Source organism: Thalassotalea sp. G20_0, from assembly GCF_017744175.1.
GTDB lineage: Bacteria > Pseudomonadota > Gammaproteobacteria > Pseudomonadales > Endozoicomonadaceae > Endozoicomonas.
Genome location: NZ_JAGHQV010000279.1, coordinates 1 through 930, shown reverse-complemented (window position 1 = coordinate 930; position 930 = coordinate 1). Strand labels below are relative to the sequence as shown.

Genomic DNA, 930 nt, shown 5'->3' with positions numbered 1-930 from the left:
TTACTGCCATGTATCGACCTTATACAAAGCAGTGGGTTTATTTTGATCTATCTCTCATGCATCGTGCTGGTCATATGCCAACTATTTTTCCACATTATAGTGTGGAAAATTTAGTAATTATGATTAAGCAACGCTGGAATCAAGAGGGACAGTTTGCCTTAATTATGAATAGCGTACCTGAGCTTCAGACCGACGGTGGCTCTCAGTGCTTCCCTCTTTACCTTTATGGGAAAACGTCAACCAAGGATGAAAGTCCACAAACTGGTTTCTCTTATGGAGATGAAGAACCAACACCACTAAAGCGCCGCGATGCAATCACCGACGAAGGTTTACAACACTTCCAGGAAGCCTACCCCGGCGAGCAGGTCAGTAAGGAAGACATTTTCTACTACGTCTACGGGCTGTTGCACTCCCAAGAGTACCGTGACCGCTACGCCGATAACCTGAGTAAAGAGCTGCCCCGCATTCCCCGTGTGAAGACCATAGAGGGCTTCTGGAGCTTCTCCGAGGCTGGGCGCGAGCTGGCACACTGGCACCTCAATTATGAGAAGGTAGCGCCATACAAGGCGATGGTGGAGGAGACAGGTAATAAGCCTGACCCAGTCGCCTACTACCGGGTCGAGAAAATGAAACACCCGAAAGTGAAAAACGACGAGGGCAAGTCGGTTAATGATCTGACCAAGGTTATCTACAACCCTCACATTAGCATCAGCGATATTCCGGTGGAAGCCTACGACTACGTTGTGAATGGCAAACCGGCGATTGAGTGGGTGATAGAGCGCCAGTGCGTGAAGACAGACAAAACCAGCGTAAGCGCCAAAATAACCCACGTCCTACCCTGCTCAGATTTGATCAAGGATCATAAAGCCTCTGATTACATGGAGGCTCCAATGACCAATCCAGAAACCACTAAAGAACAATGGCTGCAAC

General features: G+C 48.5%; 1 protein-coding gene. It reads left to right on the top strand.

Annotated features, from left to right (window positions below; translation table 11 throughout):
- Window positions 1-8: 8 nt before the first annotated feature.
- Window positions 9-930: type ISP restriction/modification enzyme (locus tag J7438_RS26040; RefSeq protein WP_353620199.1), on the top strand; the 922-nt coding region annotated here is incomplete at its 3' end.